The organism is Kitasatospora sp. NPDC048286 (assembly GCF_043201735.1).
Taxonomy (GTDB): Bacteria; Actinomycetota; Actinomycetes; order Streptomycetales; family Streptomycetaceae; genus Kitasatospora.
The window spans coordinates 124285-145912 of the sequence record NZ_JBICZE010000013.1; the positions used below are offsets into that span (position 1 = coordinate 124285).

At 74.4% G+C, this 21628-nt stretch carries 20 protein-coding genes; 10 read left to right on the top strand and 10 right to left on the bottom strand.

Annotation, left to right across the window (positions count from 1 at the left end; translation table 11 throughout):
- Positions 1–281: 281 nt before the first annotated feature.
- Entirely contained in the window at positions 282–1805 is a 1524-nt protein-coding gene (locus tag ACGF13_RS28935) for a threonine/serine exporter family protein (protein ID WP_392880552.1), read from the top strand.
- 178 nt (positions 1806–1983) lie between these two features.
- Complete coding sequence (locus ACGF13_RS28940; RefSeq protein ID WP_392880555.1) at positions 1984–2139, top strand: DUF6131 family protein; 156 nt, start codon at positions 1984–1986, stop codon at positions 2137–2139.
- Between the two features lie 65 nt (positions 2140–2204).
- Here the strand turns inward: ACGF13_RS28940 and ACGF13_RS28945 are convergent, their stop codons facing one another.
- Positions 2205–2558, bottom strand: a complete 354-nt coding sequence (locus ACGF13_RS28945) for a hypothetical protein (RefSeq protein WP_392880557.1) — start codon at positions 2556–2558, stop codon at positions 2205–2207.
- A gap of 217 nt (positions 2559–2775) precedes the next feature.
- Between ACGF13_RS28945 and ACGF13_RS28950 the strand changes: the two genes are divergently transcribed.
- The 3 genes from ACGF13_RS28950 to ACGF13_RS28960 all read left to right on the top strand — a co-directional run bounded on the left by ACGF13_RS28950 (position 2776) and on the right by ACGF13_RS28960 (position 5703).
- On the top strand, positions 2776–3417 hold the full coding sequence (locus tag ACGF13_RS28950; RefSeq protein ID WP_392880560.1) for an L-threonylcarbamoyladenylate synthase: 642 nt from the start codon (positions 2776–2778) through the stop codon (positions 3415–3417).
- 178 nt (positions 3418–3595) lie between these two features.
- Entirely contained in the window at positions 3596–5311 is a 1716-nt protein-coding gene (ctaD, locus tag ACGF13_RS28955) for a cytochrome c oxidase subunit I (RefSeq protein WP_392880562.1), read from the top strand.
- The gene (locus ACGF13_RS28960; RefSeq protein ID WP_392880565.1) at positions 5308–5703 is read left to right on the top strand and encodes a cytochrome c oxidase subunit 4; all 396 of its coding nucleotides are present in this window, start codon (positions 5308–5310) and stop codon (positions 5701–5703) included. The genes ctaD and ACGF13_RS28960 overlap by 4 nt, the downstream gene beginning before the upstream one ends.
- Here ACGF13_RS28960 and ACGF13_RS28965 read toward each other — a convergent pair.
- Positions 5669–7378: a cytochrome bc complex cytochrome b subunit gene (locus tag ACGF13_RS28965; protein WP_392880567.1), complete on the bottom strand. Its 1710-nt coding sequence runs from the start codon at positions 7376–7378 to the stop codon at positions 5669–5671. The genes ACGF13_RS28960 and ACGF13_RS28965 overlap by 35 nt on opposite strands.
- 169 nt (positions 7379–7547) lie before the next feature.
- On the opposite strand from ACGF13_RS28965, the gene ACGF13_RS28970 reads away from it, so the two are divergent.
- From ACGF13_RS28970 to ACGF13_RS28980, 3 genes are all read left to right on the top strand, one after another.
- Positions 7548–8135 (top strand): hypothetical protein, encoded by a 588-nt coding sequence (locus ACGF13_RS28970; protein WP_392880570.1) that lies wholly within the window; start codon positions 7548–7550, stop codon positions 8133–8135.
- Positions 8136–8213: 78 nt separating this feature from the next.
- Complete coding sequence (locus ACGF13_RS28975) at positions 8214–8768, top strand: GNAT family N-acetyltransferase (protein ID WP_392880572.1); 555 nt, start codon at positions 8214–8216, stop codon at positions 8766–8768.
- Positions 8769–8957: 189 nt separating this feature from the next.
- Positions 8958–10160 (top strand): enoyl-[acyl-carrier-protein] reductase FabV, encoded by a 1203-nt coding sequence (locus tag ACGF13_RS28980; RefSeq protein WP_392880575.1) that lies wholly within the window; start codon positions 8958–8960, stop codon positions 10158–10160.
- 29 nt (positions 10161–10189) lie between these two features.
- Here the strand turns inward: ACGF13_RS28980 and ACGF13_RS28985 are convergent, their stop codons facing one another.
- From ACGF13_RS28985 to ACGF13_RS29010, 6 genes are all read right to left on the bottom strand, one after another.
- Positions 10190–10654, bottom strand: coding sequence for a MarR family winged helix-turn-helix transcriptional regulator (locus ACGF13_RS28985; RefSeq protein WP_392880578.1), 465 nt, complete (start codon positions 10652–10654; stop codon positions 10190–10192).
- Entirely contained in the window at positions 10651–12513 is a 1863-nt protein-coding gene (locus tag ACGF13_RS28990) for an MFS transporter (RefSeq protein WP_392880580.1), read from the bottom strand. Before ACGF13_RS28990 ends, ACGF13_RS28985 begins: the two co-directional genes overlap by 4 nt.
- Before the next feature lie 157 nt (positions 12514–12670).
- Entirely contained in the window at positions 12671–13267 is a 597-nt protein-coding gene (locus tag ACGF13_RS28995; RefSeq protein WP_392880582.1) for a hypothetical protein, read from the bottom strand.
- Positions 13268–13454: 187 nt separating this feature from the next.
- A complete protein-coding gene (locus ACGF13_RS29000) occupies positions 13455–14690 on the bottom strand; it encodes an NAD(P)/FAD-dependent oxidoreductase (protein ID WP_392880585.1) in 1236 nt (411 codons plus the stop codon).
- Complete coding sequence (locus ACGF13_RS29005; RefSeq protein ID WP_392880804.1) at positions 14687–14884, bottom strand: ferredoxin; 198 nt, start codon at positions 14882–14884, stop codon at positions 14687–14689. Before ACGF13_RS29005 ends, ACGF13_RS29000 begins: the two co-directional genes overlap by 4 nt.
- A gap of 95 nt (positions 14885–14979) precedes the next feature.
- The gene (locus tag ACGF13_RS29010; protein ID WP_392880587.1) at positions 14980–16179 is read right to left on the bottom strand and encodes a cytochrome P450; all 1200 of its coding nucleotides are present in this window, start codon (positions 16177–16179) and stop codon (positions 14980–14982) included.
- Between the two features lie 187 nt (positions 16180–16366).
- Between ACGF13_RS29010 and ACGF13_RS29015 the strand changes: the two genes are divergently transcribed.
- A complete protein-coding gene (locus tag ACGF13_RS29015; protein ID WP_392880588.1) occupies positions 16367–16957 on the top strand; it encodes a MarR family winged helix-turn-helix transcriptional regulator in 591 nt (196 codons plus the stop codon).
- 31 nt (positions 16958–16988) lie between these two features.
- Positions 16989–18527 carry a PTS transporter subunit EIIC gene (locus tag ACGF13_RS29020; protein WP_392880591.1) on the top strand — a complete coding sequence of 513 codons (1539 nt, stop codon included), beginning with the start codon at positions 16989–16991 and terminating at the stop codon, positions 18525–18527.
- Between the two features lie 24 nt (positions 18528–18551).
- On the opposite strand, the gene ACGF13_RS29025 is transcribed toward ACGF13_RS29020, so the two are convergent.
- Both ACGF13_RS29025 and hcp read right to left on the bottom strand, forming a co-directional pair.
- The gene (locus ACGF13_RS29025) at positions 18552–19619 is read right to left on the bottom strand and encodes an FAD-binding oxidoreductase (RefSeq protein WP_392880593.1); all 1068 of its coding nucleotides are present in this window, start codon (positions 19617–19619) and stop codon (positions 18552–18554) included.
- Positions 19616–21286, bottom strand: a complete 1671-nt coding sequence (gene hcp, locus ACGF13_RS29030; RefSeq protein ID WP_392880595.1) for a hydroxylamine reductase — start codon at positions 21284–21286, stop codon at positions 19616–19618. Before hcp ends, ACGF13_RS29025 begins: the two co-directional genes overlap by 4 nt.
- Positions 21287–21628: the final 342 nt, after the last annotated feature.

Sequence of the window (21628 nt, forward strand, 5' to 3'; positions counted from 1 at the left end):
GTCGTCGCGCAGCCGCGTGTACCCGCCGAAGCCGTCGCGAATCCGGCCGCGAGGCCCTCCGGTGGCCCGCCCGGGGACCGTCGACCGGCCCGCCCGGGGACCGTCGACCGGCCCGCCCCGCGGCCGCCGAGGTCGGCACGCGCGGGGTGACGGGGCGTGTACGGCCGGTCGTGCTCCGGTTCGGACGGGTGTGCCGGGTGTGGCGCGTTCGTCGCAGCGTCACTCCGGGTAGTTGAAGGGCTGCACGATGGTGACGGAGGGGGTGGGGTCAGGGAGTCGCGATGACGGAACACGAGCAGCTCGGCGCGCCCGCCGGCCCGGAAGGACACCCCACCCGGCCCGAACGGGTGCCGCCCCAGGCCCCCGCGCCCGGACGGCGCGAGCCAGGCGCCCGTCCCGGCCCCGAGGGTGACGCCACCGCGGCCCCCTGGCCCGACATGATGCTGCCACTGCTGCGCACCCCGACGGCCGACCGGAGGCCCGCGCCGGAGGGCGCCGGCGCGGATCCGCCGGCGGGTGTCGAGCCGGCTCAGGTGCTGGACCTCGCGCTGCTGGTCGGCGAGCTGCTGCTGGCCAGCGGCGAGGCGGCGGAGGACGTCGAGGCCGCCATGCTGGCCGTCGCCCACGCCTACCGGCTCCACCCGTGCGACCCGCAGGTCACCTTCACCCGGGTGGCGATCTCGTACCAGCCCGGGCCGTCGGAGCCCTCGCTGACGGCCGAGTGCTCCGTCCGCCGCCCGTCCGTCGACTACGCGCGGCTGGCCGCCGTGTTCCGGCTGGTCACCGGGATCGCCGTGGGCGGGATGACCGTCCCCGAGGCGCACCGACACCTGCTGGCGGCCCGCCGGAACAGCCGCCGCTACTCCGGGCGGCTGTTCGTGCTCTCCTGCGGGGGGATGGCCGGGGCCGCCACCCTGCTGATCGGCGGCCGGGCCGACGCCCGGGCCTGGCTGGTGTTCGCCAGCGCCGTCGTCGCCGCGCTGACGGGCGAGCGGTGCTCGGCGCTGGTGGCACGCCACGACCTCCCGGCGTTCTACCAGTTCGTGGTGGCGGCGGTGCCCGCCGCCGTGATCGGCATCCTGCTCTCGTTCAACGGGCTGCACCTACGCGGCTCGGTGGTGATCACCGGAGGGCTGTACGCGGTGCTGCCCGGGTGGCCCATGGTGGCCGCGGCCCAGGACGGCCTGGCGGGCTTCTACCTCACCGCCGCCGCCCGGCTGCTCGAGGCGCTGTACCTGATGGCCGGCGTGGTCATCGGGGTGATGACGGTGCTCTACGTCGGCGTCAACAACGGCGCCGACCTCGCCGCCCAGGACGTCCCGCCCGGGGCGGTGAACCCGCCGCTGCAGCTCGCCGCCGCGGTGCTGCTCACCCTGGCTTTCGCCGTCATGCTGAACACCGAGCCGGCCACGCTGCCGGCGGTCCTGCTGAACAGCGCGGCCGGCTGGACCACGTACGGGGTGCTGGTGAACGCGGGCGGCCAGCCGATCCTGGCCACCGGCCTGGCCGCCGGGCTGGTGGGCCTCTCCGGCCAGCTCATGGCGCGCTGCCGGGGCAGCTCGGCGCTGCCGCACATCACCGCCGCACTGGGCCCGCTGCTGCCCGGCTCGGTGCTGTACTTCGGGATGCTCGCCTTCGTCCGGGGCGAGCCCGAGGCCGGGCTGAGCCTCATCGGCCGGGCCGGCGCGATGGCGATGGCCCTCGCCATCGGCGTCAACCTGGGACGCGAGCTGGCCCGGCTCTTCCTGCCCGCACCCCGGGTGGCCGCCCCGCCCCGCCGCCGGGGCGGCCGCCACCGGCGCTGAGCCGCCACCGGCGCTGAGGGGAGTGGCCGCCCGGTTTGCCCCAGCCGTACCGCGGTACACGCGTGGGGTGTGGAGACGGGCCGGCGAGACCGGCCCGGTTTCCCGGGGACGGCCCGGCCGGTTCGAGCCGACGAGGGCCGCCCCCGCCGCCAGCCACCCGTCAACCAGGGAGACCCTCGTGATAATCCTCGGCGTCATCCTGCTCGTCATCGGCTTCGTCACCGGCATCGCGATCCTCTGGACCATCGGCATCGTGCTGGTCGCCATCGGTCTGGTCCTGTGGGTCGTCGGGGCGCTCGGACACGCCGTCGGCGGCCGCCGCCACTACTACTGACCCGGTCTGACCCCTGTTCAGCGCCGTGAGTCGTCCAGTGCCGTGAGTCTCAGGACCGCCCCCGATCAGGGGCGGTCCTCGTGCAGTCCGCAGAGCCAGGCCAGTGCCCGGTGGACGCCGAGCACGTAGCTGTGGTCCGAGCCCTGGGCGCGGACCCGGTGGAGGTGGACGGCGGCGGCCTGGCACTCGGCCAGCAGCTGGGCGTGGCACGGGCCGGTGGCGCCGTCGGTGGCGGCGGCCGTGGCGGCGGCGGTGACCGGTGCCGCGATCTGGGCGCCGGCGGCCCACCGGTAGGCGCCGAGCACGCCGTGCTCGAAGCCGCTCCAGGGCCGGGGCCGCCGGTTGACCTTGTCGATCGCGGCGAACACCTCGTCCACCGGGCGCACTCCCACGGCCGGGACCGTCTCGTCACTGGTCATGTCGGCAACCTACGTCCGGCCGCCGGTACCCGCCCCCGGGAAGGACGGCCCGGTGCCGCGCCGTCGTCCCGTGCCACCCGAGCGGCCGAGGGGGAGGCACCCACCGCCGCCGGGCCGCGGACCCGGGAAGGGTAGGCTGACCAGGTCGTGTCCGGCCGGAGAGGTGGCCGGGCCGGAGGAACGGTGCGGGCCGGCGGCCCGCCGGTGGAGACCCCTGATGACTCGTCGTTTTGACTGCTCGAACCCGTCCGAGCGCGCGGCCGGGCTGCGCGAGGCCGTGGCTGCGGTGCGCCGCGGTGAACTCGTGGTGCTGCCTACGGACACCGTGTACGGGGTGGGCGCGGACGCCTTCGCGCCGGAGGCGGTCGACCGCCTGCTGCGGGCCAAGGGCCGGGGGCGGAACATGCCCTCGCCGGTGCTGGTCGGCTCCCCGGAGGCGCTGGACGGGCTGGTCGAGGTGACGGAGCGCGCGCGGGACCTGGTCAAGGAGTTCTGGCCGGGCGGGCTGACGGTGGTCGCCCGCCACCTGGCGTCGGTCGAGCTGGACCTCGGCGAGACCGGCGGAACGGTCGCGGTGCGGATGCCCGCGCACCCGGTCGCCATCGAACTGCTCGAAGCCACCGGGCCGTTGGCCGTCTCCAGCGCGAACCTGACCGGGCAGGACTCGCCGCAGGACTGCGACGCCGCCCAGGGCATGCTCGGCGACTCGGTGGCCGTCTACCTCGACGGGGGCCCGACCGCGGCCGCCGTGCCCTCCTCGATCGTGGACATCACCGGCGAGGTGCCGGTCCTGCTGCGGGCGGGCGCGATCGGCGCCGAGCGCCTGCGCGAGGTGGTCCCCGACCTGCGGGAGCGCTGAGCCCGACGCGCCCCCGGGGACGGCGGCGCCACCCGGTCGAAGGTACCGCGTGGCGCCCCGGCCGCCGGGGCCGCCGCCGCTAGGGTCGGCGATGGCGTGCGAGGGCGGGCCCTCCGCCGTTCCGGGGAGGGGTCGGCGCCGTGACCGGGGGCGTCACCGGCTCCGTAGCGGAGGTTCCATGAGCGCTTCGTCCACCGCGCCGCCCCGTGCGCAGGACCGCACCCGGGCGCGGGTCCGGCAGGGCAGCACGCTGCTGCGCTGGCTGTTCACCACGGACCACAAGGTCATCGGGAACCTCTACCTGGCGACGGCCTTCGGCTTCTTCCTGGTCGGGGGCGTGCTCGCGCTGCTGATGCGGGCCCAGCTGATGGGGCCGGACACCGGGCTGCTGTCGAACGAGCGGTACAACCAGCTGTTCACCATGCACGGCACGATCATGCTGCTGCTGTTCGCCACCCCGACCTTCGCCGGGTTCGCCAACGCGATCATGCCCCTGCAGATCGGCTCGCCGGACGTCGCCTTCCCCCGGCTGAACGCCTTCACCTACTGGGCCTTCCTGCTGGGCGGGCTGATGGTGCTGAGCGGCTTCCTCACCACCCAGGGCGCGCCCTCGTTCGGCTGGTTCGCGTACGCGCCGCTGAACGGTCCGCTGTTCTCGCCCGGGGCGGGCGGGGACCTGTGGGCGTTCGGGCTGGTGGTGGCCGGCCTCGGCACCATCCTGGGCTCGGTCAACTTCGTCACCACCATCACCTGCCTGCGGGCGCCGGGCATGACGCTGTTCCGGATGCCGATCTTCACCTGGAACGTGCTGTTCACCTCCGTCATGGTGCTGCTGGCCTTCCCGGTGCTGACCGCCGCGCTGCTCTGCCTGGAGGCGGACCGCAAGTTCGGCGCCCACGCCTTCGACGCGGCGAACGGCGGGGCGCTGCTGTGGCAGCACCTGTTCTGGTTCTTCGGCCACCCGGAGGTGTACATCGTCGCGGTGCCGTTCTTCGGCATCATCAGCGAGATCATCCCGGTGTTCAGCCGCAAACCGCTGTTCGGCTACTACGGGATGATCGGCGCGACGATCGCCATCACCGCGCTGTCCATGTCGGTGTGGGCGCACCACATGTTCGCCACCGGCCAGGTGCTGCTGCCGTTCTTCGCGCTGATGTCGTTCCTGATCGCGGTGCCCACCGGGGTGAAGTTCTTCAACTGGGTCGGGACGATGTGGAACGGCTCGCTGTCCTTCGAGACCCCGATGCTCTGGTCGATCGGTTTCATGGTGACCTTCCTGTTCGGCGGGCTGAGCGGGGTGCTGCTGGCCGCGCCGCCGATCGACTTCCACGTCACCGACAGCTACTTCGTGGTGGCCCACCTGCACTACGTGCTGTTCGGCACGGTCGTCTTCGCGACCTTCGGGGGCTTCTACTTCTGGTGGCCGAAGCTCACCGGGAAGCTGCTCGACGAGAGGCTCGGCAAGATCCACTTCTGGATCCTGTTCACGGGGTTCCAGACCACCTTCCTGGTGATGCACTGGCTCGGCGCCCAGGGGATGCCGCGCCGCTACGCCGGCTACCTGCCGGTCGACGACTTCACCGCCCTGAACGTGTGCGCCTCGATCGGCTCGTTCCTGCTCGGGGTCTCCAACCTGCCGTTCTTCTACAACGTCTGGCGGACCACCAGGTACGGCCAGAAGACCGCCGAGGACGACCCGTGGGGCTGGGGCCGGTCGCTGGAGTGGGCCACCTCCTGCCCGCCGCCGTCGCACAACTTCCACGCGCTGCCCCGGATCCGCTCCGAGTCGCCCGCCTTCGACCTGCACCATCCGGAGGTGCCGTCGGAGGAGGCCTCGGGCGGCGGCTCCGGTGCGCTGCGGGGCCGCGGCGGCGAGTGGGGGAGCGGTCGGTGAAGGCGGAGGGGTGGCTGTTCGCCGTCATGACGGCGTTCTTCGCGGTGACCGGACTCGTCTACGGCTTCTGGGCCCGGGAGCCGGCCGGCAAGGCGATCCTGACGGTGGCGTTCCTGATGTCCGGTCTGGTCGCGCTGTTCTGGTTCGTCCAGCACCAGCGGCTGGGCGGCGGCCGGGCGCAGGACCGCAAGGAGGCCGAGATCGCGGAGACCGCCGGGCCGGTGGGGTTCTTCCCGGCCCGCAGCGGCTACCCGGTGCTCGCGGCGGTCGGGGTGACGGTCTTCGCCCTGGGGCTGGTCTTCGCCCGGTGGCTGATCGTCGTCGGCGCCCTGGTCCTCGCGCTCGCCGTCGCCGGCTTCATCTTCCAGTACCGCGACCACGGCGCGGGCTGAGCCGGCGCAGCACCCGTCGGAGCGGGCCGCCCGGGGTGGGCTCGGGCGCCCGGACGGCCGGGGGAGCGGGGTGGGCCGGGGCGGTGAGGACGGCCGTCATCCGCTCCGACTCCCGTTCGGTGGAGGGGAGTTCGACCCGGTCGCGGTGGAACCAGGAGCTCGCCGCGGCCCGGACCCGCTCGTGCCGCGGCGCCCCCTCGGCGGCGGTGACCGGCTCGTCCGCGGCGCGCGCCAGCAGCACGTACCGCTCGGCCTCGGGCACCGGGCGGTGGTGGCCGGAGAAGCCGCCGTCCTGCGACTGGTCGATCCGGCCGGTCTCGTCGCCGTCCAGCAGCCGGGCGCGGTCCCTGGCCTGCAGGGCCAGGCAGAGGCGCCGGGTGAGCAGGAAGACCACCGGCGGCAGCACGATCAGCGCCGTCCGCAGCGCCACGGTGAGCGCGTTGACGGAGACCTCGAAGGTGTACGCGATCACGTCGTTGCCGCCGGCGACCAGCAGCACCGCGTAGACGGTGATCCCGGCGGTGCCCAGCGCGGTGCGGGTGGGCCGGTTGCGCGGACGGTCGCACAGGTGGTGCTCGCCGGTGTCGGCGTCGAGCCACCGCTCGACGAAGGGGTAGGCGTACAGCGCCGCGAACAGCAGGCCGGGCACCACCAGGGCGGGCAGGAAGACGTTCCAGGACACGGTGTGCCCGAACACCCTGGTCTCCGCGGCCGGCATCAGCCGCAGCGCCCCCTCGATGAAGCCGATGTACCAGTCCGGCTGCGCGCCCGTCCCGACCACGTCGGGGCGGTAGGAGCCGTACCGCCAGATCGGGTTGACCTCGGCGAGGAAGGCCGACAGCGCCATCACGCCGCCCACCGCGAACATCAGACCCACCGTACGGGTGAGGAACTGGGGGAAGAACGGCATCCCCACCACGTTGCGGTTGGTGCGGCCGGGTGCGGCCCAGTGGGTGTGCTTCAGCACCACCACCAGCGTCAGGTGCGCCCCGACCAGGGCCAGCAGCAGGCCCGGGACCAGCAGGACGTGCACGGTGAACAGCCGGGGGATGATCTCGGTCCCGGGGAACTGGCCGCCGAACGCGAACAGGGTGAGGTGGCTGCCGACCAGCGGCACCGAGAGCAGCACGCCCTCGGCGATCCGCAGTCCGGTGCCGGAGAGGGTGTCGTCGGGCAGCGAGTAGCCGGAGAACCCCTCCAGCAGCGCGAGGTTGAACAGCGTCACCCCGATCACCCAGTTGAGCTCGCGCGGGCGGCGGAACGCCCCGGTGAAGAACACCCGCAGCAGGTGCACGCCGATCGCCGAGGCGAACAGCAGCGCCGACCAGTGGTGGACCTGGCGGATCAGCAGTCCGCCCCGCACCTCGAAGCTGATCCGCAGGGTGGACGCGTACGCCTCGGACACCCGTACGCCGCTGAGCGGCAGGTAGGCACCCTGGTAGACCACCTCGTTCATGCTCGGCCGGAAGAAGAACGTCAGGTAGACGCCGGTCAGCAGCAGCACCACGAAGCTGTACAGCGCGAGTTCGCCGAGCAGGAAGGACCAGTGGTCCGGGAAGACCTTGCGCAGCAGCTCACGGCCCGCCTCCGTGACCGGCAGCCGCCCGTCCAGGCGGGCCGTGAGGCGCTCGCCGGCGGACGGTTCGCGCCCCTTCGAAGCCCTGGTTTCGTCCACGGCAGGAACCTAGTGGGCCGCGCGGCGCGCGGGGCGGCCGAGTGCTGCGGTTGCCGCGCCGGGCGTCGGCAGAGCACTCCAACGGCGGAACGGGCGTGGTCGGCCGCGCGGTGCGGGCGCGCGGTGCGAAGGGGTGACGCGGGTCGGCCGGCCGGGGCATCATCGCGGGATGACGACGATCAGGACCCGGCGGGGGCGCCTCGGCATACCGGCACTGGCGGCGCTCGCCGTGCTGGCGGCGGGGTGCGGGACGAGACACGTGGGTGCCGGCGCCCAGGACGCGGGCACCGGCACGCCGACGACGGCCGCGACCCTGGCCCAGGGCAAGCCGGTCGACTTCCCCTGCCCCGGCGAGACCCCGACCCCCACCCCCACCCGTACGGCGGGCTCCACGGCCGCGCCCACCCTGCCGCCCGACCACTACGCCGAGAACCACGGCTTCAAGATGCCCCTCCCGCTGCGCGGTCAGAGCCGCTGCGACGGACTGGCGGCCGCCCAGCGCGTCAAGGAGGCGCTCGAACCGCTGCGCATGGGCAACGACTACACCCCGGAGGGCACCCGCGGCCGGCTCGCCGGCCTCGGCTACCCGGCGGAGAAGACGAACGTGTACGCCGTCTCACGCACCGCGGTCCGTTTCCTCGTCGAGGCCCCCGGGATGTGCCTGACCGGGACGATGATCCCCGACTCCACCCGGGTGGAGGCCTTCAACGGCTACCCGGATCACCGCGGCTGCGACGAGCCGAGGGGCGGCCACTGACACCCACCAGCCGCACGGTAAACGGAAGTCGACGACGGGCTGCGGAGTCGATCCGGGCCGGAGAGGACAGGGTCCGACATGGTGCGACCGAGGGACGTCATCGACTGCGGGGCCTTCGCGCTGCGACGCTGGCAGGGGCAACGCGACTTCACGGCGGCCTTCACGCTGATCGAGGAGTCCCTCGACCACCTGCGGCCCTGGGAGTCCTGGGTGGCCGGGCACGACGAGGAGCACACCCGGGCCCTGCTCGCCAGGTGCGACACCTGGTGGGTGAGCGGCGAGGTTTACACCTACGCCATCGCCGAGGACGGCACCCCGGTCGGCATGTGCCAGACCGTCCGCGCGGACGAGCCCGGCGTCCGGCGCGTCGGCTACTGGCTGCACCCGGCCGCCACCGGCCGGGGCCTCGCCACCCGGGCGGTGGCCGCACTGGCCGAGGAGATGTTCACCCTGCCGGACGTGGCGTACCTGGAGGTCGTGCACGACCGGGCCAACACCGCCAGCGCCGCCGTCCCGCGCCGCCTGGGCTTCACCGAACTCCGGCAGGAGCCGGCGGCACTGCCCGTCGCCCCGGCCGGCAGCGGGACCGCCGTGGTCTGGCGGCTGGACCGCCCGGGGCGCGCGGCCCGCTGACCGGCCCCGCGAACCGCCGGGGAGACGAGACGGAGTAGCCGACGCGGACGCCCACCGCAATGACGACCTCCGACAAGCGCGGGCGGCATCTTCGTGACGGCAGGGCAGCGGTGGCGCCCGCCGGCGCGGATAGGCTCCGGACGACCGACACCATGATCACGATCTTCGGATCGGAGAGGGCGCCACCGCGTGAGCAACCAGCAGATCACCCCCAAGCAGCGGGGCTACCTGATCGTCAACTCCCACCCGGCCGGCAGCGAAGCCACCGTCGACCGCCAGTGGCGGCGCATCGAGCCCGCGGCGCCGGCCGGCCGGGCCCCGGTCGCCCTGGTCCTCGGCGCCAGCGCCGGCTACGGCCAGGCGATCCTGCTCGCCGGGCTGCGCCGCCAGGGCATCCGCGGCATCGGCGTCGCCTACGAGGCCGCCGCCACCGAGCGGCGCACCGCCACCGCCGGCTGGTACCGCACCGCCGCGACCTCCGCCCTGGTCGAACGCGACGGGGGCGACTTCACCTTCGTCAACGCCGACGCCTACGCCGACGCCACCCGCGCCGAGGTGCTCAAGCTCCTCACCGAGCGCTACGGCCCGGTCGACTACCTCGTCTACTCGCTCGCCTCGCCCCGGCGCACCGACCCGGCCACCGGCGAGGTCCACCACTCGGTGCTCAAGGCGATCGGCGCCCCGTACACCTCGCCGTCCCTGCTCTTCGAGGACGGCGCCCCGCTGATCGGCACCGTCGACCTCGCCCCGGCCGACGAGGCCGAGCGGGCGGCGACCGTCAAGGTGATGGGCGGCGAGGACTGGCAGCTGTGGGTGCGGGCCCTGGCCGAGGCGGACCTGCTCGGCCCCGACTTCACCACCGTGGCGCTGTCCTACGTCGGCTCCGAGCTCACCGCGCCGGTCTACCGGCAGGGCACGATCGGCGCCGCCAAGGAGCACCTGGAGGCCACCGCCGGGCAGCTGCGGACCGGGCTGCTCGCCGACCGCGGCCGGGCGTTCACCGTCGTCGCCGGCGCGGCCGTCACCCAGGCGTCCACCGCCATCCCCTCCATCGCCCTCTACACCTCGCTGCTGCGCAACGTCCTCGGCGAGGACGGCTGGCGCACCACCGACGACCAGGCCGTGGACCTGTGGGAGCAGCTGACCGGCGCGAAGGAGCTCACCCTGGACGACCAGGGCCGCATCCGCCTGGACGACTGGGAGCTCGACGCCGCCGTGCAGGACCGGGTGCGGGAGCTGTGGGCCGACCCGGCGGCCGCGCTGGCCGCCGACCCGACCGGATCGGCCTGGTTCTACAACCAGTTCCGGCAGCTCTACGGCTGGGACGTCCCCGGCGTCGACTACACCGCCGCGGTCGAGACCTCGGTGCCCTGGCCCGGGCAGCAGCGGTAGCCGGTGCCCGGCCCGGCGACCGGGCCGGGTCAGGGGGTGGCGGGTTCGTCGAGGAGCAGTTCCAGGAGGGGGAGGGCTGCCTCCAGGGCGCGGCACTGTTCGGGGGTGAGCCGGGTGCTGCGGCGGGCCAGCAGGGCGGTGCGCTCGCGGCGGATCCTGGCGAGGGTCTCCAGCCCGAGCGGGGTGGGGGCGAGCAGCTGGGAGCGTCCGTCCTGCGGGTCGGGGGTCTTGGCGACCAGGCCGTCGGTGACCAGCGGGGCGACGGTGCGGACCATGGACGGGACGGCCACGCCCTCGCGGGCGGCGAGTTCGCCGAGCCGCAGCGGCCCGTGCTGCTCCACCCGGGCCAGGGCGGAGAGCTGGGCGGCGGTGAGGTCCTGGTCTCCGGAGGCGCGGACCAGCTGGCGGTTGAGCCGGCCTATCGCCAGCCGCAGCCGGACCACGGCTTCGGCGGAGAGGCCCTCGCCGGAGAGCCCTCCGTCGTCCGCGCTCACGGTCCGTGCTCCTCGGTCGGCGAGGTCGGTGGGGTCGGCGGGGTGGTGGGGGCCGGTCGCTTCGTCGCCGCCGTCGCCCCGGCGGCGGGCGGTGCCGAGGCGGGTGCGGCGGAGGCGGGCGGCGGGTCGGCGGCTTCCCCGGTGGCGGGCCGGGGCCGCCCGCGGACCAGCGAGGCGGCCGCGGCGACCAGCGACATCGCGATCGCCAGCCAGAACACCACCACCAGCCCGTCGTGGAAGGGGCCGGAGATCAGCTGGGGGAAGAACTCCCGGCCGGTCAGCGTCCGGACGTTGTCCGGCGGCAACTGGCCGAGCACGTGCGGGCCGAGGAGTTGCTGGATCGGGTTGTAGCCGAGGAAGGCCGCGAACAGGGTGCCCACCGGCGGCAGCGAGGCGATGGTGCGGGCGTCGGCGGCGGGTACGCCCTGGGCGGTCAGTCCGGCGGTGAGGGTGTGCGGCAGCGAACCGGCCAGGCCTGCCACCATCAGGGAGAAGAAGACGCCGATCGACAGCACCATGCCGGCGTTCTGGAAGGTGGCCCGCATGCCGGAGGCGGCGCCGCGGGCCGCGGCCGGGACGCTCGACATGATCAGCGAGGTGTTGGGGGCGGCGAACAGGCCGCCGCCCAGGCCGTTGAGGAACACCAGCAGGGCGAACCACGGGTAGCCGAAGTCGGTGGGCAGCAGGAGCAGCCCGGCGAAGGAGAGCGCCATCACCACCAGCCCGCCGGCGGCGAAGAGCCGGGCCCCGGCGCGGTCCGACAGGTAGCCCGAGATCGGCCCGGCGGCCAGGAATCCGACGGTCAGCGGGACGAGGTAGATGCCGGCCCACAGCGGGGTGTCGGCGTAGTCGTAGCCGTGCAGCGGCAGCCAGATGCCCTGGAGCCAGATGATCAGCATGAACTGCAGCCCGCCGCGGGCGATCGAGCCCAGCAGGGTGGCGGCGTTGCCGCCCGCGAAGACCGGGTCGCGGAAGAGCGAGAGCGGGAACATCGGCTCGGCGGTCCGGGACTCGATCAGGCAGAAGCCGGCCAGCAGTGCCACCCCGCCGAACAGCCCGGCCAGTACCCAGGGGCTGGTCCAGCCCATGGTGTGGCCGCCGTACGGCTGGATGCCGTAGGTGATCGCGGCGAGCAGGGCGGTCAGTCCGACGGCGAAGGTGATGTTGCCCCACCAGTCGATCCGGGCCGGCTTGCGCACTCCGGTGTCGCGTAGCGACCGGTAGGCCCAGACCGTGCCGAGCAGGCCGATCGGCACATTGACCCAGAAGATCGACCGCCAGTTCCACTCGGCCAGGAGCCCGCCGAGGACCAGTCCGATGAAGGAACCGGCGATGCCGGCGACGATGTTGACGCCGAGCGCGGTGCCGCGCCGGTCGGCCGGGAAGGCGTCGGTGATGATCGCGGCGGAGTTGGCCATCAGCATCGAGCCGCCGACCGCCTGCACCACCCGCCAGCCGATCAGCCACAGTGCCCCCGCCGCGCCGTGCAGCGGGTCGAGGGAGAGCGCCACCGAGGTCAGGGTGAAGACCAGGAAGCCGGCGTTGTAGATCCGCACCCGGCCGTGGATGTCGCCCAGCCTGCCGAGGGTGACCACCAGGACGGCGGTGACCAGCATGTAGCCCATCAGCATCCACAGCAGGTAGCTGACGTTGCCCGGCCGGAGCGGGTCCAGGTCGATGCCGTTGAAGATCGCGGGCAGCGAGATCAGCACGATCGAGGCGTTGATGGTGGCGATGAGGGTGCCGAGCGTGGTGTTGGACAGGGCCACCCACTTGTACCGGGGGTGGTCCGGTGCCACCCCGGTACGGGCCGGGCGCAGCCGCCCCGTCCTGCCGCTGTCGGAGAGTCGTGTCGCCACCGCTGCCTCCTGCCGGCCGCCCGGGCCTGGGCCGGGCCCGGCCGCTCGGCGGGCCGCCCGGTCGGAGTGGGGATTTCGATAGCTTCCGCCAACTAACGATAGTCCGAAGGCCGTTCGACCGGTAGGCCGCCGACGGTGGGCGAGCGGGTGCGGCCCGTCATCCCGCCGCGGCCCCGGACGGCTGCCGACGGGTGCGGGCCCGGTCCAGCAGCACGACGACGACCGCGGCCAGCAGCGCCGCGCCCAGCGCGTAGACCGGCAGCCAGAGCGTGGTGGTGGCGGCCAGGCAGTCGGCGACGGCGTGACCGGCCTGCTGCTCCTGGGCGGCGGCGAGCGCGGCGCCGTCCCGGGCGGCCAGGTCGCCGAGGGCGGCCTGGGCCTGCAGCCGCGCGTAGTCGCCCAGGTGGGGACAGTCACCTCGGGTGCCCGGCATCGGGAAGAGCCAGGGCCAGCGCTGCATCGCGGGGGCCAGCGTGAGGGCCACGGTCAGGCCGATGACCAGCGTGTAGGCGGCCAGGTTCCGGGCGTAGCCGGCCCCGGCGTCCGTGGCGCGGCTCGGTGGGTGGGTGGAGGAGAGCACCACGGCGAGGAGGGTCAGCCCGATGTAGCTGGAGAACCACTGCCAGGAGCCGGAGGAGAGCGAGAAGGCGAGCACGGCGGCCAGGGCGGTGCCCAGGACCCCGGCCCGGGGGCTCACTCCGGGGATCGGAGCGGGCTCCCGGGCGGTTCGGCGGCTGCGGTCGCGGTCGTCCATGCGTTCTCCCCTGGCCGGCGGCGGGCCACCGGTCCCGGCGGCGGCCACCAGTCTCCGGGCCCGGGCGGCCAGGGTCCTCGCACCATGCCGGGCCGCCCGCCGCCTCGCCCGGTTGGCGGGCGCACTGCCCCCGGCCCGGGCCCTCGGGCCGGTTCGGGCAGCCGGGCCCTCGGACAGGCTCGGGCCCTCAGGCCGGTTCCGGCGCCCCGACCGGCTCGGGCGTCCGGACCGGCTCGGGCGGCCACGGGCCGTGCGCCGCCACCTGGGCGCGCAGCCCGCGCAGCGCCCGGGCGGAGGCGATCCCCACCGCGCCGCTGACCAGGCCGTCCTTGACGCAGACGGCGGCGAAGCGGTGTTCCGCCAGGCTGCCGTCGACCACCTCGAAGTGCTCGGCGCCGCCGGGCCGGCCGAACACCTGGACCCGCAGCCCGTACTGGTCGGTCCACAGGTACGGGACCGGCCGGTAGGCCTGGCGGGCGCCGTCCGGGCCGGCCAGCAGGTTCCGGGCCGCGTGCATGGCCTGCTCGGAGGCGTTGGTGCGCTGTTCGACGCGCCGGTGCCGACCGGTGCGCGGGTCGGGCCAGGAGGCGGCGTCCCCGGCCGCCCAGACGCCGGGGCCGGCGGCGCAGTAGGCGTCGCAGACCACGCCGTCGTCCAGCGGGACGCCGCTGCCGGCCAGCCACTCGGTGGCCGGTTCGGACCCGACGGCCATCAGCACGGCGTCGGCCGCCAGTTCGGAGCCGTCGGCCAGCCGGACGCCCGCGGCCCGGCCGCGCCGTTCGAGCAGCGCGGTGGCCACGCCCCGGTGGAGCCGCACCCCGTGCTCGCGGTGCAGGCCGGCCAGCAGCGCGGCCGTCTCGGTGCCCAGGACGGCGGCCAGCGGCGTGGCGGTGGAGGTCAGCCAGGTGACCTCGGCGCCGAGCCCGACGGCGGTGGCCGCCGCCTCGGCGCCGAGCAGCCCGCCGCCGACCACCAACAGCCGTACGCCCGGGTTCAGTTCCTCGCGCAGGGCGAGGGCGTCGGCGAGGGTGCGCAGCACGTGCGCCCCGGGCCGCGGCGCGTCGGCGCCGGGCAGCCGGCGCGGGCGGACCCCGGTGGCCAGGATGACGGCGTCGCAGCGCACCGTCCGGCCGTCGGAGAGCAGCACGGTCCGTTCCCGGCGGTCCAGCCGCTCGGCCCTGACCCCGAGGCGCAGGTCGAGCCTGAGCTCGTCCAGCGCCTCGGGGCCGCGCAGGGCCAGGCGCTCGGGCTGCCACTCGCCGCCGAGCACGTGCTTGGACAACGGCGGCCGGTCGTACGGCGGTTCGGGCTCGGCCCCGATCAGGGTGAGGCGGCCGTCGTAGCCGGACCGGCGCAGCGCCTCGACGGCGTGCAGCCCGGCCGCGCCCGCGCCGACCACGGCCACCTCCCGCAGTGCGGTCACACCTGCTCCAGCTGGATCGCCGAGGCCGGGCAGACCGCGGCGGCGTCCCGGACGGCCTGGTGGAGCCCGGCGGGCGGCCGGGCGTCGAGCAGGACGACGATGCCGTCCTCGTCGCGCTGGTCGAAGACGTCGGGGGCGGCGAGCACGCAGCTCCCGGCGCCGCAGCACTTTTCCTGGTCGATCCGGACGAGCATGGTCTTCCCTTCGGAACGGGTGCCCCGGTTGCGGCGGACTCCGCGGCGGGGCAGGTGGGTCGGTGCGGTCGTGGCGGCTCCCCGGGGGAGCCTGGTCACCAGGAGACGGGCAGTTCGTGGAGGCCGTAGACGAGCATCTCGCCGCGGAAGGGGACCTCCTCGAACGGTACGGCCAGGCGCAGTTCGGGCAGCCGCCGCAGGACGCTGGTCAGCGCGATCTGCAGCTCCAGCCGGGCCAGCGGCTGTCCCAGGCACTGGTGGACGCCGAAGCCGAAGGCCAGGTGGCGGCGCGCGTCGCGGGTGAGGTCGAGCTCGTCCGCGCCCGGGAACTCCTGCTCGTCCCGGTTGGCGGTGTTGACCATGCAGATCACGCCCTCGCCCGCCGTGATCCGCACGCCGGCCACGTCGACGTCCTCGGTGGCGACCCGGGTCAGGCCGGAGTGCACGATGCTCAGGTAGCGCAGCAGCTCCTCGACCGCGCCGGGCACGGACTCGGGGTGCTTGCGCAGGTGGTCGAGCTGGTCGGGGTTGCGCAGCAGGGCGAGCACGGAGAGCGAGGTCATGTTCGCCGTGGTCTCGTGTCCGGCGACCAGCAGCAGCCGGCCCATGCCGGCGATCTCCTCGGTGCTCAGCTCGCCGCGCTCCACCAGGCGGCTGAGGATGCTGTCGTCGGGCCGGGCGCGCTTGGCCTCGGTGAGCTCGACCAGGTAGGCGGCCAGCTCGGCCTGGGCGGTGGAGACCTCCTCGGCGGTGGAGGCGCGGCGCAGCAGGACGCGGCTGCAGCCCTGGAAGAAGTCGTGGTCCTGGTAGGGGACGCCGAGCAGCAGGCAGATGACCAGCGAGGGCAGCGGCAGCGCGAACTCGCGGACCAGGTCGGCGCTGGTGCGTCCGTCGGTCATCCGGTCCAGCAGCTCGTCGGCGATCCGCTGGATCTCGGGGCGCAGCGCCTCGACCTTCCTGACCATGAACTCGCCGGTCAGCATCCGGCGGAAGTGGGCGTGCTCGGGGTCGTCCATCCGGATGATGGTGGGCCGGCCGGTGTTCAGCTGCCGGGCGCCTTCGCTGACGAAGGGGAAGCCGGGGCGGGTGGAGTCGGCGCTGAACCGGGGGTCGGAGAGGACGGCCTTGATGTCCTCGTGGCGCGTGACCAGCCAGCTGGTGGAGCCGTCCCACAGGGTGACGCGGCTGACCGGCTCCTCCCGCCGGGCCTCGTCGTAGGCGGGCGGCGGGGCGAACGGGCAGGCGCCGCGGGCGGCGGGGTGGGTGAACCGCGGGGTCTTCTCGGCGGTGGCCATCGGTGAATCCCCTTCCGGGAGTTGAGTCGGGTCCATATTTACGTGCCCAAAGCAACTAACTGAACGTCACGCTAACTCGCGTTCCGTGGTGGCGAAAGGGGTGCGCGGACGTCGGCCGAAACTGTCCGAAATCCGGCCGTGGCTCCCCGTTGCTGCCACGGCCGTCCCGGATCGCTAAGGTTCCCCCATGTCGGACGAAGAAGACGCCGAGGACGGTCGGACCGCCGCCACCGAACCGGGGGGCCTGGACGGACTGGAGGACGTCCTGGACACCCTGGCCTACCTGCTGACGCGCTCACAGGAGCACGAGCGCCGGATGGCGAGAGCCGGTGTCACGGCCGCGCGCTCGGACGTCTACCTGCTGCGCGCGCTCGTCGAGACCGACGGGCCCAGCCGGGTGAGCGACCTGGCCGCCCGGCTGATGGTCAAGTCCTCCCACGTCACCAGGCAGATCGACCGCCTCCAGGGGCAGCGGCTGGTGGAACGCACCCAGGACACCCAGGACCGACGGGCCCGCCGGGTGGCGATCACGGCCGACGGACGGGAACTGATCGACCGTCTGAAACAGGCCAACCTCGCCTCCCTGGGCAACGTGCTGGACGGGGTCCCCGAGCCGGACGTCGCCGCCACCGTCAGCGTGCTGCGCCACCTGATCGACCGGTACGTGCACCGGGTGCGCATCGGCCTCACCGAGGACGACCCGCTCCCGGACCGGGCGGACGCCGCCGCCCCCCGGCCGGCGGCCCGACTCGGCACCGCCGCGTACGACGGCGGTTGAGCCGGGGGAGCACCCGGGTACGTCACCCGGCATGTCGGACGAGAAGAACCGCGCCGTGGCCGAGGCGATCCTCCCGCTGGTCGGTGGCGCCGCCAACATCCGCTCGGTCGCCCACTGCATGACCCGGTTACGGCTGGGCCTGGCGGACCGCTCCCTGGTCGACACCGAGGCGCTCCGGGCGCTGCCGGCGGTCCTGGGAACGGTCGAGGACGACACCTACCAGATCGTGCTCGGGCCCGCCGCCGTCGCCGGGGTCACCGCCCAGCTGAACCGCCTCCTGGAGTCCCCCGGCGCGCCGGCCGGGGTGGGTGGAGCGGCCGGAGCGGCCCGGGCGGGCGAACGGGAGCGACCGGGGCCCGCCCCCACCGCCGAGGAACTCGCCGCCCGCGGCGAGCGCATCCGGACACGGGCCCGGGTGCGCAACGCGACCCCGGTGAAGCTGGCGCTGCGCCGGATCGCGAACATCTTCGTCCCGCTGATCCCCGCCCTGATCGGCTGCGGGATCGTCGCCGGCCTCTCCGGGGCCCTCGCCAACCTCGGCTGGGCGCCGGCGCTGGTCACCGCCCTGGGGCCGGTCTCCGCCGGATTCATGTCCCTGATCGCCGTCTTCGTCGGCTACAACACGGCGAAGGAGTTCGGCGGCACGCCCGTGCTCGGCGGAGCCGTGGCCGCCGTGATCGTCTACGCCGGGGTCGCCAAGGTGGAGGCCTTCGGCCACCACCTCACCCCCGGGCAGGGCGGCGTGGTCGGCGCGCTCGGCGCCGCGCTGCTCGCGGTGTACCTGGAGCGCTGGACCCGCCGGCTGGTCCCCGCCGCCCTGGACGTCCTGGTCACCCCCACCGTCACCGTCCTGCTCGGCGGGCTGGCCGCGCTGTTCGGTCTGATGTTCGTCGCCGGGGAGATCTCCACCGCCATCGGCCACGGCGCCACCTGGCTGCTCGCCCACGGCGGGCTGCTCGCCGGGCTCGTGCTCGGCGGCCTCTTCCTGCCGCTGGTCATGCTCGGCCTGCACCAGGCGCTGATCCCGATCCACACCACCCTGATCCAGCAGCAGGGCTCCACCGTCCTGCTGCCGATCCTCGCCATGGCCGGGGCCGGGCAGGTCGGCTGCGCCGTGGCCGTCTACCTGAGGCTGCGCCACAACGCCTCGCTGCGGGCCACCATCAGGTCCGCGCTCCCGGCGGGCCTGCTCGGCGTCGGCGAGCCCCTGGTCTACGGCGTCACCCTGCCGCTGGGGCGCCCCTTCGTCACCGCCTGCGTCGGCGGCGCGGCCGGCGGCGCCTTCGTCGGGGTGGCCGGCCAGTTCGGCGGCGCCGTCGGCTCCACCGCCATCGGCCCCTCCGGCTGGGCCCTCTTCCCGCTGCTGGCCGGTCCGCACGGACTGCTCGCGGCCGCCGCCGTCTACGGTGGCGGGCTGCTGACCGGCTACCTGGTGGGCTTCCTGGCCACCTACTTCTTCGGCTTCACCCGCGAGACCCTCGCCGAGTACGACTCCGCCGGCGGCGCGGACGGGAGCCCGGAAGCGGACCGGGCCGCCGCCGAGCGGGTCGGCGACGGCCCGGTCAGGTGAGGCCGGGGGGAGCGGTGCGGGCGGTCAGGTCGCCAGGAAGCGTTCCCGGTGCACCTGCTCGGGCGGCACCCCGGCCGAGGCGGCGGCGTGCAGCACCGCGTCCACCATGGCCGGCGGCCCGCAGACGTACAGGTCCGGTGCGGCGCCGCCGAGTTCGGGCAGAGCGGCGGCCAGCAGGTCGGCCGGGGTGCCGGTCGGCCCGGACCAGCCGGGGCCCGGCCTCCACACGCAGACCTCGTACCGGAAGCCGGGCAACTCGGCCGCCACGGCGGCGAGTTCGTCCAACCCGTAGACGTCCTGCGGCTCGTTGACGCCGAGGAACAGCCGGGCCGGCTGCGGATCCTGCCACTCGGCCATCCGGCGGACCATCGCCAGCAGCGGCGCCAGGCCGGTGCCGCCGGCCACGAACCAGCGCGGACGCAGGCCGGTCTCGTGCAGACCGAAGGCGCCCTGCGGGCCGTGCACGGTGAGCCGGTCGCCCGGGCGGGCCCGGTCGGCGAGGTAGGACGAGAAGTGCCCGCCCTCCCGCAGCCGGACGTAGAACTCCAGCCGGCCCTCCCAGTTGCCGGTGTTGGCGAGCGAGTACGCGCGCCTGACCTCGTCGCCGGGGGCCTGGAGCTCCACGAACTGGCCCGGGTCGAACTGGCAGTCCGGGTCGTCGAGGTGCAGCTCCAGCCGGACGGTGTCCGGGGTCACCCGGTCCAGCGCCGAGACGACGGCCTCGCGGACCGGGATGCCGCCGTACAGGATGCGGGACTGCTCGTACGGCAGGACGGCCGTCAGCGGCCCGCACGGGAAGGTGCGGCAGAGCAGCACCTCGCCGCGCTCGCGCGCGCCCGGCGGGAGGGCCTGCTCGCTGTGCGGGCCGAGTTCGTACGGCCCGCCGGTGACCGAGGCGTGGCAGGAGCCGCAGGTGCCCTGGCGGCAGGAGGCCGGCAGAGCGGCGCCGGCCTCCGCCGCGGCCTCCAGGACGCTGCGGCCGGGGGCGCAGTCGAACTCCAGCCGGCCGCCGTCGCTGGTGGTGAGGGCGACCGGGTGCGATCCGGCCGCGGCCGGCGGGGCGTCCGTGCCGACGAGGCTCTCCGTGCTCACGACGCCGTCCGTTCGAGGGCCGCGGCCAGGTCGGCGGCCGGGTCGCCGATCACCCTCAGGTCGAACCGCTTCACCAACTCGTCGACCAGGGCGGGGGTGAGGAAGCCGGGCAGCGAGGGGCCGAGGTGGATGTTGCGGATGCCCAGCGCGAGCAGGGTGAGCAGCACCGCGACGGCCTTCTGCTCGGTCCAGGACAGCGCCAGGGTGAGCGGCAGGTCGTTGACCTCGCACTCGAAGGCGTCGGCCAGCGCGGTGGCGATCCGGATGGCGGAGTAGGTGTCGTTGCACTGGCCGAGGTCCAGCAGCCGGGGGAGGCCCGCGATCTCGCCGAAGTCGTGCCGGTTGAAGCGGTACTTGGCGCACCCGAGGGTGAGCACCACGCTGTCCCGGGGCGCGCCGAGGGCGAAGTCGGTGTAGTAGTCGCGCCCGGGAGTGGGCCCGTCGCAGCCGCCGATCAGGAAGAAGTGCCGGATGTCGCCCTGCCGTACGGCGTGGACGACCTGGTCGGCGACGGCGAGCACGGCGTCCCGGCCGAAGCCGACGGTGACGGCCTCCTCCTCGGCCGCGGTCTCCGGGTACCCGGGCAGGGCGTGGGCGGCCTGGATCAGCGGGCGGAAGTCGTGGTCGGCGAGGTGCCGCACGCCGGGCCAGCCGACCGGTCCGGCGGTGAAGATCCGGCGGCGGTAGCTGACGTGCGGCTCGATGATGCAGTTGGAGGTCATCAGGATCGGGCCGGGGAAGGCGGCGAACTCCTGCTGCTGGTCCTGCCAGGCGCCGCCGTAGTTGCCGACCAGGTGCGGGTGGGCCTTGAGCAGCGGGTAGGCGTGGGCGGGGAGCATCTCGCCGTGGGTGTAGACGTTGATGCCCTGGTCCCTGGTCTGCACCAGCAGGGCCTCCAGGTCCCGCAGGTCGTGGCCGCTGACCAGGATCGCCTTGCCGGCGACCGGGGTGGTGCGGACGGCGGTGGGCTGCTGGGGGCCGTAGGTGCCGGTGTTGGCGGCGTCGAGCAGTTCGATCGCCGCGAGGTTCAGCCGGCCGAGGCCGACGGCGCGCTCCAGCAGCTCGGCGGGGTCGGTGGGGTCGCCGGCGAGGTAGGCGAGGGCCTCCTCGACGCCGCCGAGCACCTCGGGGCTGCGGCGGCCGAGCACGTCGGCGTGGTGGGCGTAGGCGCAGATGCCCTTGAGCGCGTAGAGGTGGAGCGAGCGGAGCCCGACCACCTCCGGCCCCACCAGCGGGAGCCCGATGTCCACCCGGACGCCCGGCGCCTGGCCGACCAGCGTGGCGGGGTCCGCCCCCGGGGTCCACGCGGCCGGCCCGGTGAGCGTCTGCGGCTCCTGCCCGGCGGCCCGCGCGGCCCGCTCGTACCGCTCCCGCGCCCGGTCGCGGACGCCGACGGCCAGCTGGATCAGGGCGGCGAAGCGGGTCGGGTTGAAGTTCACGTTGGTGAGCGTGGTGAAGACCGCGTAGAGGACGAAGGCCGCCGCCTCGTCGTCCGGGTCGCCGAGGGCGCGCGTCTTCGCGGCGTACTGGGAGATGCCCTTGACCGCGTGGATCAGCAGGTCCTGGAGGTCCGAAGTGGGGGAATCCTTACCGCAGTTGCCGATCGGACCGGCGCATCCGGGGGTGGCGCCGGTGCGGTCGGTCTGTTCGCACTGGAAGCAGAACATGCGGGTCCTCCGGGACTCGTGGTGTCGTTCGGGCGAGGCGGCGGGACGGGGCCTCGACGCGTCCAGGATGGGGCCGCCGCCGATGGCGCATCAGGGCCGGAGGGCCCTGATCCGGGGCCGGGAGACCCTGCGGCCGCGCGGCCGCCGCATCGTGTGCACCCGATCGGGTGCAACGGGCGCCGCGTTCAGCGGACACCGTGTGCGCGTCGCACGCGCCCGGCGCGCCGGCTGATCACACTCCGAGGGCCACATTGTGTTCGAACGATGAAAGGACCGAGGTGAAGCCCAGTCAGGATCCGGTGACGACGCTCACCTGGAGACGCCGATTCGGCAGGGCGGTGG

Coding starts and splice junctions, on each gene's coding strand:
- ACGF13_RS28935 (WP_392880552.1), top strand. CDS start 282: ATGACGGAACACGAGCAGCTCGGCGCGCCCGCCGGCCCGGAAGGACAC.
- ACGF13_RS28945 (WP_392880557.1), bottom strand. CDS start 2,558: ATGACCAGTGACGAGACGGTCCCGGCCGTGGGAGTGCGCCCGGTGGAC.
- ACGF13_RS29015 (WP_392880588.1), top strand. CDS start 16,367: ATGTCGGACGAAGAAGACGCCGAGGACGGTCGGACCGCCGCCACCGAA.
- ACGF13_RS29005 (WP_392880804.1), bottom strand. CDS start 14,884: ATGCTCGTCCGGATCGACCAGGAAAAGTGCTGCGGCGCCGGGAGCTGC.
- ACGF13_RS29010 (WP_392880587.1), bottom strand. CDS start 16,179: ATGGCCACCGCCGAGAAGACCCCGCGGTTCACCCACCCCGCCGCCCGC.
- ACGF13_RS28995 (WP_392880582.1), bottom strand. CDS start 13,267: ATGGACGACCGCGACCGCAGCCGCCGAACCGCCCGGGAGCCCGCTCCG.
- ACGF13_RS29020 (WP_392880591.1), top strand. CDS start 16,989: ATGTCGGACGAGAAGAACCGCGCCGTGGCCGAGGCGATCCTCCCGCTG.
- ACGF13_RS28950 (WP_392880560.1), top strand. CDS start 2,776: ATGACTCGTCGTTTTGACTGCTCGAACCCGTCCGAGCGCGCGGCCGGG.
- ctaD (WP_392880562.1), top strand. CDS start 3,596: ATGAGCGCTTCGTCCACCGCGCCGCCCCGTGCGCAGGACCGCACCCGG.
- hcp (WP_392880595.1), bottom strand. CDS start 21,286: ATGTTCTGCTTCCAGTGCGAACAGACCGACCGCACCGGCGCCACCCCC.
- ACGF13_RS28970 (WP_392880570.1), top strand. CDS start 7,548: ATGACGACGATCAGGACCCGGCGGGGGCGCCTCGGCATACCGGCACTG.
- ACGF13_RS28975 (WP_392880572.1), top strand. CDS start 8,214: ATGGTGCGACCGAGGGACGTCATCGACTGCGGGGCCTTCGCGCTGCGA.